Source organism: Advenella faeciporci (assembly GCF_014652395.1).
GTDB lineage: Bacteria > Pseudomonadota > Gammaproteobacteria > Burkholderiales > Burkholderiaceae_B > Advenella > Advenella faeciporci.
This window is the reverse complement of record NZ_BMYS01000008.1, coordinates 1-13,814: the sequence shown is the minus strand read 5'-3', so window position 1 is coordinate 13,814 and position 13,814 is coordinate 1. Positions and strand designations below refer to the sequence as shown.

Sequence of the window (13,814 nt, the reverse complement as noted above, 5' to 3'; positions counted from 1 at the left end):
GAAATACATCCGTTTTTTGGGGCCCGTTCAAACCCGTTTTTTTTGGGTTAACCAAACCATACCAGGGCTAAAAATTACAGTTCTTCAACCGCCACTGGAATTTTACCGATTTTGGATTGCCATTCTCTTGGGCCTGTTTTATGTACAGAGGTTCCTTCGGAATCAACCGCAACGGTTACCGGCATGTCTTTCACATCAAACTCGTAAATGGCTTCCATGCCCAGGTCCTCGAAGCCCACCACTTTAGCGCCACGAATCGCTTTGGACACCAGGTAAGCAGAACCACCCACTGCCATTAAATAAGCAGATTTGTGCCTGCGAATGGACTCAATCGCGACCGGTCCGCGCTCGGCCTTGCCGATCATGGAAATCAGGCCGGTTTTTTCCAGCATCATATCGGTGAACTTGTCCATGCGGGTTGCCGTGGTGGGGCCTGCAGGGCCAACCACTTCGTCACGTACCGGATCAACCGGCCCAACATAATAAATAACACGGTTGGTGAAATCAACCGGCAATGGCTCGCCTTTGGCCAGCATATCCTGGATGCGCTTGTGAGCGGCATCACGGCCGGTAAGCATTTTGCCGGACAGCAACAAGGTTTGGCCGGGTTTCCAGCTGGCCACTTCCTCTTTGGTCAGCGTATCCAGGTTCACCTGTTTGGACTTGTTGTAATCGGGTGCCCAATGCACTTCTGGCCAGTCTGACAAAGAAGGTGGTGTTAACACGGCAACACCCGAGCCATCCAGGACAAAATGGGCATGGCGGGTTGCCGCACAGTTTGGAATCATGGCAATGGGTTTGGACGCCGCATGCGTTGGGTAAGTATTGATTTTGACATCAAGCACGGTTGTCAAGCCACCCAGGCCCTGTGCGCCAATACCCAATGCATTGACTTTTTCATACAGTTCAATACGCAACTCTTCAAGTTTGTTTTGCGGGCCACGGGCCAACAGTTCGTACATATCGATGTCTTCCATCAGGGACTGCTTGGCCATTAACATGGCTTTTTCAGCAGTACCGCCCACCCCAATGCCCAGCATGCCCGGAGGACACCAGCCGGCACCCATTTGCGGCACCGTTTTCAGGACCCAGTCAACAATGGAGTCGCTGGGGTTCAGCATGGCAAACTTGGTTTTGTTTTCAGAGCCACCACCTTTGGCCGCCACCTGCACGTCTACCTTATTGCCCGGAACCAGTTCCACATGCAATATACAGGGCGTGTTGTCTTTGGTATTCTTGCGTTCAAAAATAGGGTCAGCCAGCACAGAGGCACGCAACTTGTTATCGGGATCCATGTAACCACGGCGCACCCCTTCATCACAGGCTTCCTGCAGGGTTTGTTTCAGATCAAACTTGACATCCATACCCACTTTCAGGAAAACGTTCACAATGCCGGTATCCTGGCAAATGGGACGGTGCCCTTCCGCGCACATGCGGGAATTGGTCAGGATTTGGGCAATCGCGTCTTTGGCTGCCGGGCTTTCCTCACGCTCATAGGCACGGGCCAGATGCTGAATATAGTCGGCAGGGTGGTAAAAACTGATGAACTGGATCGCATCCGCGATGGATTGGATCAGATCCTCTTCTTTGATAATGGTAGTCATTGTTTGATCAACTTTTTCAAAAAACTAACGGTTAACAACTTTACTGTTTTATTTGCCTTTCCAGACCGGAGCCCGTTTTTCGGCGAATGCAGTTGCCCCTTCTTTCGCATCTTCAGAAGCAAAGATATGCGCCATGCGTGGCTGTTGCAGGGCAAACATGTCTTCCTGGCGCCAGTCTTGCGACTGCACCACAACCTGCTTGACAGTACGGACGGCCAACGGGCCGTTGGCCGCAATCCTGTCAGCCAATTTTAGCGCAGCTTCCAGCGCTTTGCCCGGTTCCGTCAGTTGATTGACCAAACCAAGCTGATGCGCACGCTGTGCGGGAATCATGTCACCGGTTAATAAAATTTCCATGGCAACGTGGTAAGGCAGCCTTTGCGGCAAGCGCAACATGCCCCCCGAACCGGGCACCAGGCCTCGTTTTACCTCGGGCAAACCAAACTGGGCGTTGTCAGCTGCCACAATCAAATCGCAGGCCAGCGCCAGTTCACAACCACCCGCCAGGGCATAACCCTCTATGGCGGCAATGAGAGGTTTTTGGGGCGGTGCTTCGCACAAGCCCCCCAGGCCCCGGCCCGGCACCACGGCACGACGCTGGGTTTTGGCAAACTCTTTCAAATCCATGCCCGAACAAAACGTATTGCCCTGCCCGGTAAGAATACCCACCGTCAGGTCGTTATTGACGTCAAGCTGGTCAAGCGCGGCAGCCAGCGCAAAAGACGTATCGTAAGTAAGGGCGTTGCGGGCTTCGGGCCGATTGATCGTAATGACCAATATCCTGCCAATGATTTCTGATTTTACCAATTCTGTCACAGTTGTCTCCTGTAGGTTCGGGGGTAATTCGGGCATTTTACCCTTTCAAACCGCAAATTACCCCTAGGACCACGACAAATACCCTAAAATCCAAGGTTTGGTTATTCATCCGATGCTAGAGTCGAATTCATGCTTACTTTTCAGCAAATCATCTTAAAACTTCAGGAATACTGGGACGCACAAGGTTGTGCACTGCTCCAGCCTTACGATATGGAAGTAGGTGCGGGCACCTCCCACACTGCCACCTTCCTGCGCGCCATCGGGCCCGAGCCCTGGCATGCCGCTTATGTACAGCCGTCACGCAGGCCCAAAGATGGCCGCTACGGCGAAAACCCCAATCGCCTGCAACACTATTACCAGTATCAGGTTGTGCTCAAGCCGGCCCCCCCGGAAATTCTTGATCTTTACATCGGTTCTTTGCAGGCGCTGGGCATTAACCCCCAAGAGCACGATATCCGCTTCGTTGAGGATGACTGGGAAAATCCCACGCTGGGTGCCTGGGGCCTGGGCTGGGAAGTCTGGCTCAATGGCATGGAAGTCACGCAATTCACTTACTTCCAGCAGGTTGGCGGCCTTGACTGCCCGGCCACTACCGGTGAAATCACCTATGGCCTTGAGCGCTTGGCCATGTATCTGCAAAACGTGGAAAGTGTCTATGATCTTGTCTGGACCCAACGTCCCAACGGTGATGCCGTTTATTACCGCGACGTATTTCACCAGAATGAAGTTGAGCAATCCACCTACAACTTTGAGTACGCCTCAACAGAAATGCTGTTTGCGCATTTCAATGACTACGAAGCCGAAGCCAAAAAACTGGTCGAAATTCCGTTGGCCCTGCCTGCCTACGAGGTCGTCCTGAAAGCCGCCCACACCTTCAATATGCTGGATGCCCGGGGCGCCATTAGCGTTACCGAACGGGCCAGCTATATTGGCCGCATCCGCAACCTGTCCCGTGCAGTTGCCCAGTGCTATTACGACTCCCGCGAACAGCTTGGCTTCCCGATGCTGAAAAAACAAGAGAACGCATAAATGTCAACGAATCCTTTACTGATCGAATTACTCACCGAAGAACTGCCACCCAAGGCATTGCAAAAACTGGGCAAGGCATTTGCCCAGGGCGTATACCAGTCCCTGAACAAACAACATCTTCTGGGTGAACAGTGCAAACTTGAATCATTTGCCACGCCACGCCGCCTGGGCGTCCGCCTAAGCCAGGTATTGGCGCAGGCGCCCGAGCAGGCATTTGCAGAAAAACTCATGCCCGTCAAAATCGGCCTTGATGAAAACGGCAATGCCAGTCCCGCCCTGCAAAAGAAACTGGCTTCCAAAGGCCTGGAGCACTTAAGCGTAGCCGACCTGAGCCGTGAATCCGATGGCAAACAGGAATACTTAATTGCCAAAGGCACCGCCCCGGGCGCACAACTGGCCGCTTTCCTGCAAACCGCCATTGATGAAGCGATTGCCGACCTGCCGATTCCCAAAGTCATGCGTTATCAACTGGCCGACGGGCAAACCAGTGTCCGTTTCGTACGTCCCGTACATGGCCTGGCTGTCCTGTTTGGTGACCAGGTACTCCCCGTTAGCGTGCTGGGCATTTCTTCCAGCCATGTTACCCGTGGACACCGTTTCCTGAGCAATGCTCCGGTTCAGTTAAACCATGCCAATACCTACGAGCAGCAACTGCGCGAAGAAGGCAAGGTCATTGCTTCCTATGAAGAGCGCCGTGACATGATCAGCGCACTGCTGGCTGACAAGGCCGCCTCGCTGGGTGCCACCATTGGCAACGACCCCGAGGTAGCCGCCCTGCTTGACGAAGTGACTTCACTGGTGGAGTACCCTGCGGTGTATATAGGCCAGTTTGAGGAAAAATTCCTGGCCGTACCGCCAGAATGCCTTATCCTGACCATGCGCCTGAACCAGAAATACTTCCCCCTGTTTGACCCGGACACTGGCAAGCTGACGCACCGCTTCCTGATTGTCAGCAACATGGACATTGACAATCCACAACAAATTATCGAAGGTAACGAGCGGGTTGTGCGTCCACGCCTGGCCGATGCCGAATTCTTCTTCAACACCGACCGTAAAATGCCATTGGCCGCCCGGGTTGAACAACTGGCAACCATTGTGTACCACAACAAACTGGGAACCCAGCTTGAGCGCTCCGAACGGGTCCGGAAAATCGCCGCTTACATTGCCCAGCAACTTGGCGCCAATGTTTCACTGGCCGACCGCGCAGCCCTCTTGGCCAAAGCCGACTTAAGTTCCAACATGGTGGGTGAATTCCCCGAACTGCAAGGAATTATTGGCGCCTATTATGCCAAGGCCGATGGCGAACCCGAAGAAATCGTGACAGCCCTGGCAGAGCAGTATCGCGTGCGTTACGACAAACCGGTCAGCCAGGAAACCTTAACTTCGGCCATATTATTTATTGCCGAGCGCACTGAAAGCCTGGTCGGCATTTGGGGCATTGGTCTGGTGCCCACCGGTGAACGTGACCCTTACGCCTTGCGCCGTGCCGCGCTGGGCCTGATCAGCGCGGTTGAACAATTGGCCGCCGGTCATTTCCTGAACCTGCAAACCAGGCTTTCCCTGAACGAACTGCTTGAATTTGCCGCTGGCACGTTCGAAAAGATCAGCCTGAACCCAAATACCGTAGCCGAAGTGCAGGAATTCATTTACGAGCGCTACCGCAATCAACTCAATAACGATTATGACCGTTCGGTGGTTGACGCTGTTATTGCTTTGGCGCCACCACTGCACGAGATTATCGACCGGATCAGGGCCGTTACCGCCTTCACGCAATTACCCGAAGCCGACAGCCTGGCTGCCGCCAACAAGCGAATTGCCAACCTGCTGAAGAAAGTGGACGGTTCGCTGCCTGCCATCAATGCAGAAATCCTGCTTGAACCGGCAGAAAAAGCCCTGGCTGACACGATTGAAACCATCCAGCCTGTTGCCTTGGACCATTTTGACAAAGGTGAGTTTGAGGCCAGTTTAAGCAGTATTGCCAGCACACGTGCAGCAGTTGATACTTTCTTTACCGATGTGATGGTCATGGCCGAAGACCCTGACATCCGCAATAACCGTCTGGCTTTGCTTTCACAATTACATGGCACCATGAATCTGGTGGCTGATATTTCCAGGCTGGCAAAATGAAACTCGTGATTCTCGATCGGGATGGCGTCATCAATCAAGACCGCACCGATTTTGTTAAATCGGCCGACGAGTGGGTTCCCCTGCCCGGCAGTCTTGAAGCCATTGCCCGCCTGTATCGGGCAGGCTGGAAAGTGGTTATTGCCAGCAACCAGTCCGGCCTGGGCCGGGGTCTGTTCAGCATGAGCGATCTGAACGCCATGCACGCCAAAATGAATCAGGAACTCACTTTGCTGGGCGGACAGGTTGATGCCATTTTCATTTGCCCGCACAAGCCTGACGACGGCTGTAATTGTCGTAAACCATTGCCGGGCATGCTTCACGATATTATTCGCCGCTACGAAATAGATCCGGCGCAGGTACCTGCGATTGGTGACTCACTGCGTGACCTGCAAGCTGCCCAGGCCGCAGGCATGAAACCCTGGCTGGTGGAAACCGGCAACGGCCTTAAAACAAAAAACGATCCCAATCTGCCACCCGGTACACAAATACGTGCCAGCCTGGCTGATATTATCAACGAATGGTTGCGGGAAAACTAATCATCATGTCTTTTTTACGTGCCCTGCTGTTTCTGGTTTTTCAAGCCATTACTGTCATTCCCTTCGCGCTTGGGTGTTTCCTGCTGCTGCCTTTCCCCTTCAAGTGGCGATACCGTTTCACGGTAGGCTGGCCTCATCTGCTCATGTGGGGAGCCCAATATATTCTTGGCATCAAATGGGAAATCAAGGGAAGGGAAAACATTCCCGACACACCAGTTGTGTTTCTAAGCAAACACCAGTCTGCCTATGAAACCCTGCTTTTTCCCTGGTTCTCACCCAAACCGGCCTGTTTTATCTACAAAAAAGAACTGAATTACATCCCGTTTTTCGGTTGGGCGCTGGCCAGTTTGCGCAATATTCCCATCAACCGCTCTGATCGCAAAGGCGCCATGCAACAGGTATTAAGTATTGGCAGCCAACGCATCCGCGCCGGACATAGTCCGGTTCTGTTCCCCGAAGGAACCCGGATTCCCGTTGGACAAAAAGGCCGCTATCAATCAGGTGGTGCGCGTCTTGCCGTCCATGCCGGTGCCCCGGTGATTCCGGTGGCGCACAATGCCGGAGAGGTCTGGCCGCGCAACTCCTTCCTCAAAAAACCCGGCCGGGTTACCTTTTCGTTTGGTCCTCCCATTTCATCTGAAGGCCTTACTCACGACCAGCTTAACCGCAAGGTTGAAGAATGGATTGAAGGGGAAATGCGTGTGCTTAGCCCGCATCGTTACAACGACAAGACCTGACTTTCTCCAAAAGCGGTTTTATCCATGAACCATTCATCAATTATCAACATCACCCATGGATAAAATTCCTTATACCCTTCAGCGTTCCAATCGTAAAAGCATTGGTTTTACGATTAACGCCGAAGGGCTTAAAATTACCGCCCCAAATTGGGTATCACAAACGATCATTGACCAAGCCATCCAGGCAAAGAAACCCTGGATCCAAAGCAAGCTGCTGCAGTGGCAACAACAATCCCCTGTACCCACCTGCTGGCAAAACGGCATGCAGCTGCCCTATCTGGGCAGGCAGATTATTGTGCAACTGAACCCGCAGCTGGCTTCATGCCGCTATGAGGGCAATTACAATCTGGCGCAAGATAACGATCGGCTCTATGTCAACCTGCCATCCACGGCAAATGCCCTGGCAATTAAAACAGCCTGCACCCAGTGGTTTCAGGGCCGTGCCCTGGCCTGGTTTGAAATCCGCCTGCGGCATTTCCAGCAAAGTAGCGGAGCAAAACCCCTGTGTCTTCGCCTGTCCAGTGCCACAACCCGTTGGGGATCCTGTAGTGCCAATGGCCACATTCGCCTGAACTGGCGCCTGATCCACCTTTGCCCGGAGCTGATTGACTATGTCATTGCGCATGAACTTGCCCATTTGAAAGAAATGAATCACAGCCCCCGTTTCTGGGCCGAGGTTAAACGGATTTTGCCCAATTACGAAGCCGCCAAAAACAGGCTTAAACAAAAAAGCCTGCGCACCCTTCCCATCCTTTAATAAAGAATGAAAATATAAGCAGCATTAAATATTCACTTATATAATGCGGTTGTCTCTTTCTTGCAGTAACCGTCATTTAAATGCGCACCACTCATCATTTTGCAAAGAGAGCTTTGCTAAAATAGCCCGCTTATCACCATTTCCAACAGGAGTCACCATGCAATTTCTACACACTATGCTTCGAGTCGGCAACCTTGAGCGCTCCATCGAGTTTTATACAAACGTGATTGGCATGAAACTGTTGCGTCGCTCCGAAAACCCCGAATACAAATATAGTCTGGCTTTCCTCGGTTTTGAGGCCAACCCCCATCAGGCCGAACTTGAACTGACCTATAACCATGGTGTTGATGCCTATGAGCTGGGTACCGCCTATGGGCATATCGCCATTGGTGTGCCAGATGCCTACAAGGCCTGTGATGCCGTCAAGGCGGCCGGTGGTAACGTAACGCGTGAGGCCGGCCCTGTTAAGGGTGGCAGCACCGTTATTGCTTTTGTGGAAGACCCTGACGGCTACAAAATCGAATTGATCGAACGCAAAAACATGCAAGCTGAAGGCTCTGGCTTGCGCTCAGAGTAAATCCTGTTAAACAACCATAAAGTTAAAAAGGTACATCATGAAAACAACAAATATTGTTATTGGCGCGCTGGTTGCCGCCGGTGTCGTCTGGGGAGGCTCTACCTGGTATATTGGCCAGCAGGCCAAAGGTCAAATCGATAAATCCGTCAGTAATATCAATGAATTTCTGGCACAAACCGCTCCCAATATCAGCCTGAGTGAAGTCAGTTATGAAAAGGGGTTTCTTACTTCTACCGGTATCTATAAGCTGAACATAAATCTACCCGATCTGCCAGAAGAGCTGTCCAATATTACTTTCCTGAACAAGGTTTATCATGGCCCCTTGCCATTAATCCAGGAGGGTCGTTTTAGTCCAGCTTTGGCCATTAGCGCCACCACACTCATTAACAATGACAATACAAAAGTACTGTTTGATGCCGCCAATGGTCAAGAGCCTTTTGTCTCCAACAGCGTACTTTCTTTTGCCAAAGAAATAGAAAACACCCTTAAAACCGCCGCGCTGAAATTCGTTGACAAGAACGGCGAAATAACCGTGGAGCCGATGCATGCGATTACCCACACCAATCTTGATTACGCCTTTTTCAATACAGAAGCCACGAGTGGCGCGATTAAAGCCAAGGGGGAAAGTACTGCCAGCTTCTCTATGGACGGCTTTAAACTTAGCAATAAAACAACCCGTACCGCCAATAAAAATTATATTGGCGATGCTTCCGTCAAATTTGAAAAATTCAATATTGCCGATCCCGCGCAAAGCGTTTTAATCGATTCTATCGACATGAATGCCAGCACTACGGAATCACCCAACGGCCTGCTCAATGCTGATATCACCTATTCCGCAAATAAAATCAACGTCAACAAGATTGATTTTGGTACAACAAGCATGAAAATGATGGTGAACAACCTGGACATGAAGGCGGTCAATGATTTTAGCCGTGCAACAGCCAACCTGAACCTGGGTTCCGCTTCATTGGCAGAGGAAGAAGAGCTGGCCCGGCATTTCGAAACCCTGTTTGTCAAGCTGGCTGATGCCAAACTTGAATTTCGTATTGAGCCCTTACGTATCAAAGCGACAAGCGGCGAAGCAGTACTGAATTTCGGGGTTGTTTTTAACGGAGAAAAAGCCTCTTCCGAATCAAGGGAATCCATGGAGTTATTTGCAGCAGAAGCGTTGCGCAAAGCCAATATATCCTTTTCTGTTGACGACAACCTTATCCAGGAGTTTGGCTCGGGCGTTATTCAGATATCCGAAGGGGCAGACAAGGCGACTGCTGATGCCGAAGCGCAAGTCATCTCAGGAATGGCTGGCCTTATCTCGGAACAATCCGGCATGGCTGTTTACAAGGATGGCAAAACCACTTCTGCAATCACTTACGACGCCGATCAGCCCGAAGACAGCCAGATTGATTTCAATGGCAAAAAAATGGGCTTGAACGAGTTCGCCATGAAAGCATCCTCCCTGCTTGGCTTCGCAGGTACATCGGCTGCCCCTGCGTTACTAAACGAAGAGGAGCTATTTCAAGCCCTTGAAAACGATGCTGCAACAGAACCTGCGGAATAAATACATGAGCTTGAAAATGAGACGGCAACAAGCAATAAAGTTTCATAACCTATATGCTGACTGATACAAATTTATATTGATCAGCAACAATGCGATCCGGTTATCTCGCTTATTAACAGGTGATATCCCAAAATCACCTGTTAATAACGTCTCTTTCAGGTATGAATCTTACATATTTACCTGATATACCGTTAATTATTACCATAAAAAGTCTGCAAACGTTGTGCTTCCATTTCATCGGATGAGGCAATTGCCCTGGTTTGCCTTGGAACATTTGCAAAACTTGTATTAACAGCAACTGCATTAGTGCCAGGATTGTTAACCACAACTCCTGATCGAACTGGCGCACGATTATCGGCGACTGCATTATCTGGCAACCCCTTTGCCGTAGCAGTGGTTGGGCAACGACGTCCGGTAGCCTCATAAGCCATGCGATTCACATCTTCACCGAAACAGAAAAACCGCATATCCGCAACTTCTTTATAGCCCAGTTTATAGGCAATACTGGTATCCTCTCGCGCATTACACGCATCAGATTCACCTGCCATCGAACCACCTATCCCAAACCCTGTAAAACCCACACCTATCGTGTTGGATTGACCGCAATTATTGGCTCCACCAAACATGCTTGCTGGCGCATAAACGTTGGGGGTCGTGTGTATACGCTGGGATTTCCTTTGCTCTGATCCCTCAAAAGTCAGGCCAATAATTGCATTGGCACCAGAATCGGCTGACATATTTCCAGAACTGGATGACGCACCAGAAATTGCCCCGGAAGAAGAGGAGGCATCTGAACCCACATTTATCTGTGCCGATACTTGAGTAGATACAAACAGCAATGCGATGAGCGTAAATATTTTTTTCATGGCGATTCCTTTAGGAAGGGGAGGATCCTCCCCTTCAAAAATATAAACGTATTATAGTTTTAGAGAAATGAATAGCTCAAATCAGGGTGTTGTCCAAGCCCCAAAACCACCGGTCCCAAAACCACCACCGGCATTTGCTCCCCAGTTACCACCCGCAGAAGCTGCTGATCCCTGCATAGCTGTACCGAAAGAAAAGCCTTGATTGCTCTGGGAGGAAGTAGATGTTCCACCGGTTGATGTGGCAACACCAGTAGGACCCGCAACCACTGCCGCACCAGAACTAGTCGTATTGGTTGCAGTAGAAGTATTACCTGCAACACCACTGAAGACTGAACCTTGTGCACCAGAGGCTTCAGAGCCACCAGAGGCCGAGCTTCCAGCCATACCGCCTGCACCATAACCGCCAACAAAAAACCCTGCAGCTGATGCACTTGTTGAGGCAAGTGCCAGTGCCGAGATAAGTAGTAGTTTTTTCATTTTGCTGCTCCCTATAAGAATCCCTATACCCTGGAACTGATCCAGAACAGTTGATTGAAAGCAATCAATGCCATTATGATTTGTCTTACAACAAACTAAAGTAACAATAGACTGCTTTCAAATTATTACTTCAAGCATAATCTGGATACTTAAGGAGTATTCCAGAATCCTAAGCCTATAGTGCCAAAGCCTCCACCGGCATTTGCACCCCAAGTACCGCCAGCACCTGCTGAAGAGCCTTGTATGGCAGTACCAACTGACCCGCCCAGATTACCCTGACTAGAGGTAGAAGTACCACCAGTTGCGGTAGCAACCCCTGTAGGACCTGCAGCCACAGCGGAACCAGAACTTGTTGTATTGGTAGCTCCAGAAGTATTACCTGCTGCACCAAATAACACAGAAGCCTGTCCACCTGATGCTTCGGAGCCACCAGAGGCCGAGCTTCCAGCCATACCGCCTGCACCATAACCGCCAACAAAAACCCCTGCAGCTGATGCACTTGTTGAGGCAAGTGCCAGTGCCGAGATAAGTAGTAGTTTTTTCATTTTGCTGCTCCTTTACGGATGACATTTATGATTCCGGATTTCTTCCGGCACGATTACTGCAAAATGGATAGGAAAATCAAGTTAATACAGCATATTTGTAACATTTGAAATATCTATCCAACATACATCAGCAATTCGTTAATACGAATTACTGAATTCTTGGTTAGTTACAATATTGAAGCTAATCACAGCACCCCTAACAACAAAGGGGTATTGATTTTTCAGTTCTGATAAAAGTACAGAAACAGTGAAAGTTGAAACTTATATATCTTTTTTTCTAAAACTTATACTGCCAAAGGATTTTGAATTGCTGATAGTAGTTAATAATTTATGTATGATGGCCCAGTACTAGCCGGAACCTGATTTATTTGCTGCATACCTGCTTTTGTTGAAATTAATTCTACATGAATCAATAAAGTTTTCAACACTTTAATTGATATTTTCTTACTTTTTTGTAACAAAAACAAAATTATCATATTATGAGAAAACAATAAAATGAATCTAAGACGCACTAAAATTGTGGCGACATTGGGGCCTGCAACCCAAACGCACGAGCAAATTGAAAAAATGATCCTGGCCGGCATGAATGTTGCAAGGTTAAACTTTTCTCATGGCAACCACCACGAGCACCGCCAAAGAGCCCAAACCATCAGGGCAATGGCTCGCAAGCTGCAAAAACATATTGCCATCATGGTTGATTTGCAAGGCCCCAAAATCCGGATTGCCCAGTTCATCAACGGACAGGTCACGTTGCAGGCCGGACAACCCTTTGTTCTATCCAATACCCATCCACACAATGCAGGTACCGCACATATTGTTGGCATAGACTACCCTGCCCTGGTTACGGATTGCCAACCCGGTGATGAACTGCTGCTGGATGATGGCCGAGTCGTGCTGGAAATTACCGGGATTGAAGGCCAGGAAGTGCACACCCTTGTCGTGACAGGCGGATCGCTTTCCAACAACAAAGGCATCAACCGCAAAGGTGGCGGCCTTTCCGCGCCCAGCCTTACCGCCAAGGACGAGGAAGACATTAAACTTGCCGCCGACATTCAAGCTGACTATATTGCCGTTTCTTTTCCTCGCTATGGCAGCGATATTGAGCACGCCAGGCAACTTGCCCGGCAAGCTGGCAGCCATGCCTGGATTGTGGCCAAAATAGAACGCGCTGAAGCCGTGATTGATGACCAGGCACTGGATGCGTTGATTACGGCCAGTGATGCCGTCATGGTCGCCCGTGGCGACCTGGGTGTTGAAGTAGGCGATGCGGAATTGGCAGGCATACAGAAAAAAATCATCCTGCACGCCCGCACCCTGAATAAAGTGGTTATAACCGCCACTCAAATGATGGAATCCATGATTACCAACCCCATCCCCACGCGCGCCGAGGTGTCTGACGTTGCCAATGCCGTTCTTGACTATACCGATGCGGTCATGCTGTCGGCCGAAAGCGCATCAGGAAATTTCCCGGTAGAAGCCGTCATGGCCATGTCGCGTATTTGCATGGGCGCGGAAAAACATCCAACCTCAAATAAATCGGGCCATCGTCTGGGGCAGGTTTTTCCACGCTGTGATGAAACCATCGCGCTTTCCGCCATGTATGCCGCCAATCATTTCCCCGGTGTAAAGGCAATTGTTTCCCTTAGCGAAAGCGGCCATACCCCCCTTATCATGTCGCGCATCCGTTCTGGCATTCCTATTTATTGTTTTACCCGGCATAAGGAAACCCAAAACCGCGTTGCCCTTTTCAGGGGTGTTTATCCGGTAAATTTTGACAGCAGCCATCTTGATCCTGCCATGCTTATGCAAGCAGCCCTTGATGAGTTGAAAAAACACCAAACCCTGAATAGCGGCGACTGGATAATTGTGACCAACGGAGACAACAACGCCTCCCAAAGCGGCACTAATGGCATGAAACTGATTTGTGTTGATTAATTTAAATTTGAATTTATGGTAAAAGAATTAACCTTTAATCGTTTAAATAACCCGTTCCCACGCAGAGCATGGGAACGAATAAACTTGACTCATTCTCACGAAGAGCATGGGGACGAGAAAGCCCGTTACTCGTTCCCACGCTCTGAACTGACCCCCAAAAGTTGGACACCCATTCAACTTTTAGGGGTTTTTCAATGGAAAAATATGATGTGCAATTCAAAGTCAAATTAGTAAAGGAGTATCTGTTCGG

13 protein-coding genes are annotated in these 13,814 nt (G+C 49.9%); 8 read left to right on the top strand and 5 right to left on the bottom strand.

The features are described from left to right. Positions 1-74 precede the first annotated feature (74 nt). Together IE074_RS07065 and IE074_RS07060 are read right to left on the bottom strand one after the other, a co-directional pair. Complete coding sequence (locus IE074_RS07065; protein WP_189384775.1) at positions 75-1,604, bottom strand: fumarate hydratase; 1,530 nt, start codon at positions 1,602-1,604, stop codon at positions 75-77. A gap of 48 nt (positions 1,605-1,652) precedes the next feature. Then, entirely contained in the window at positions 1,653-2,420 is a 768-nt protein-coding gene (locus IE074_RS07060) for a crotonase/enoyl-CoA hydratase family protein (RefSeq protein WP_189384774.1), read from the bottom strand. 129 nt (positions 2,421-2,549) lie between these two features. Between IE074_RS07060 and glyQ the strand changes: the two genes are divergently transcribed. The 7 genes from glyQ to IE074_RS07025 all read left to right on the top strand — a co-directional run bounded on the left by glyQ (position 2,550) and on the right by IE074_RS07025 (position 9,741). Further along, a complete protein-coding gene (gene glyQ, locus IE074_RS07055; protein WP_189384773.1) occupies positions 2,550-3,449 on the top strand; it encodes a glycine--tRNA ligase subunit alpha in 900 nt (299 codons plus the stop codon). Further along, positions 3,450-5,576: a glycine--tRNA ligase subunit beta gene (glyS, locus tag IE074_RS07050; RefSeq protein WP_189384772.1), complete on the top strand. Its 2,127-nt coding sequence runs from the start codon at positions 3,450-3,452 to the stop codon at positions 5,574-5,576. It abuts the gene before it with no gap. Then, on the top strand, positions 5,573-6,112 hold the full coding sequence (gene gmhB / locus IE074_RS07045; protein WP_189384771.1) for a D-glycero-beta-D-manno-heptose 1,7-bisphosphate 7-phosphatase: 540 nt from the start codon (positions 5,573-5,575) through the stop codon (positions 6,110-6,112). The genes glyS and gmhB overlap by 4 nt, the downstream gene beginning before the upstream one ends. Before the next feature lie 5 nt (positions 6,113-6,117). Further along, the gene (locus IE074_RS07040; protein ID WP_189384770.1) at positions 6,118-6,849 is read left to right on the top strand and encodes a lysophospholipid acyltransferase family protein; all 732 of its coding nucleotides are present in this window, start codon (positions 6,118-6,120) and stop codon (positions 6,847-6,849) included. Positions 6,850-6,904: 55 nt separating this feature from the next. Continuing rightward, a complete protein-coding gene (locus IE074_RS07035) occupies positions 6,905-7,606 on the top strand; it encodes a M48 family metallopeptidase (RefSeq protein WP_189384769.1) in 702 nt (233 codons plus the stop codon). A 157-nt stretch (positions 7,607-7,763) separates the two neighbouring features. Beyond that, positions 7,764-8,183, top strand: a complete 420-nt coding sequence (gene gloA, locus IE074_RS07030; RefSeq protein ID WP_189384768.1) for a lactoylglutathione lyase — start codon at positions 7,764-7,766, stop codon at positions 8,181-8,183. Between the two features lie 37 nt (positions 8,184-8,220). Beyond that, positions 8,221-9,741, top strand: coding sequence for a YdgA family protein (locus IE074_RS07025; RefSeq protein ID WP_189384767.1), 1,521 nt, complete (start codon positions 8,221-8,223; stop codon positions 9,739-9,741). A gap of 191 nt (positions 9,742-9,932) precedes the next feature. Here the strand turns inward: IE074_RS07025 and IE074_RS07020 are convergent, their stop codons facing one another. The 3 genes from IE074_RS07020 to IE074_RS07010 all read right to left on the bottom strand — a co-directional run bounded on the left by IE074_RS07020 (position 9,933) and on the right by IE074_RS07010 (position 11,629). Beyond that, complete coding sequence (locus IE074_RS07020; RefSeq protein WP_189384766.1) at positions 9,933-10,607, bottom strand: hypothetical protein; 675 nt, start codon at positions 10,605-10,607, stop codon at positions 9,933-9,935. Between the two features lie 81 nt (positions 10,608-10,688). Next, the gene (locus IE074_RS07015; RefSeq protein WP_189384765.1) at positions 10,689-11,084 is read right to left on the bottom strand and encodes a hypothetical protein; all 396 of its coding nucleotides are present in this window, start codon (positions 11,082-11,084) and stop codon (positions 10,689-10,691) included. 149 nt (positions 11,085-11,233) lie between these two features. Then, positions 11,234-11,629, bottom strand: a complete 396-nt coding sequence (locus IE074_RS07010; RefSeq protein WP_189384764.1) for a hypothetical protein — start codon at positions 11,627-11,629, stop codon at positions 11,234-11,236. 495 nt (positions 11,630-12,124) lie between these two features. Here IE074_RS07010 and pyk point away from each other — a divergent pair, with 495 nt between their 5' ends. Beyond that, on the top strand, positions 12,125-13,564 hold the full coding sequence (gene pyk / locus IE074_RS07005; RefSeq protein WP_189384763.1) for a pyruvate kinase: 1,440 nt from the start codon (positions 12,125-12,127) through the stop codon (positions 13,562-13,564). Positions 13,565-13,814 lie beyond the last annotated feature (250 nt).

Bases quoted from the DNA above. Each gene is read 5' to 3' on its own strand.
- glyS (WP_189384772.1), top strand. From the start codon at position 3,450: ATGTCAACGAATCCTTTACTGATCGAATTACTCACCGAAGAACTGCCA.
- pyk (WP_189384763.1), top strand. From the start codon at position 12,125: ATGAATCTAAGACGCACTAAAATTGTGGCGACATTGGGGCCTGCAACC.
- IE074_RS07010 (WP_189384764.1), bottom strand. From the start codon at position 11,629: ATGAAAAAACTACTACTTATCTCGGCACTGGCACTTGCCTCAACAAGT.
- IE074_RS07065 (WP_189384775.1), bottom strand. From the start codon at position 1,604: ATGACTACCATTATCAAAGAAGAGGATCTGATCCAATCCATCGCGGAT.
- IE074_RS07015 (WP_189384765.1), bottom strand. From the start codon at position 11,084: ATGAAAAAACTACTACTTATCTCGGCACTGGCACTTGCCTCAACAAGT.
- IE074_RS07035 (WP_189384769.1), top strand. From the start codon at position 6,905: ATGGATAAAATTCCTTATACCCTTCAGCGTTCCAATCGTAAAAGCATT.
- gloA (WP_189384768.1), top strand. From the start codon at position 7,764: ATGCAATTTCTACACACTATGCTTCGAGTCGGCAACCTTGAGCGCTCC.
- gmhB (WP_189384771.1), top strand. From the start codon at position 5,573: ATGAAACTCGTGATTCTCGATCGGGATGGCGTCATCAATCAAGACCGC.
- IE074_RS07025 (WP_189384767.1), top strand. From the start codon at position 8,221: ATGAAAACAACAAATATTGTTATTGGCGCGCTGGTTGCCGCCGGTGTC.
- glyQ (WP_189384773.1), top strand. From the start codon at position 2,550: ATGCTTACTTTTCAGCAAATCATCTTAAAACTTCAGGAATACTGGGAC.
- IE074_RS07020 (WP_189384766.1), bottom strand. From the start codon at position 10,607: ATGAAAAAAATATTTACGCTCATCGCATTGCTGTTTGTATCTACTCAA.
- IE074_RS07040 (WP_189384770.1), top strand. From the start codon at position 6,118: ATGTCTTTTTTACGTGCCCTGCTGTTTCTGGTTTTTCAAGCCATTACT.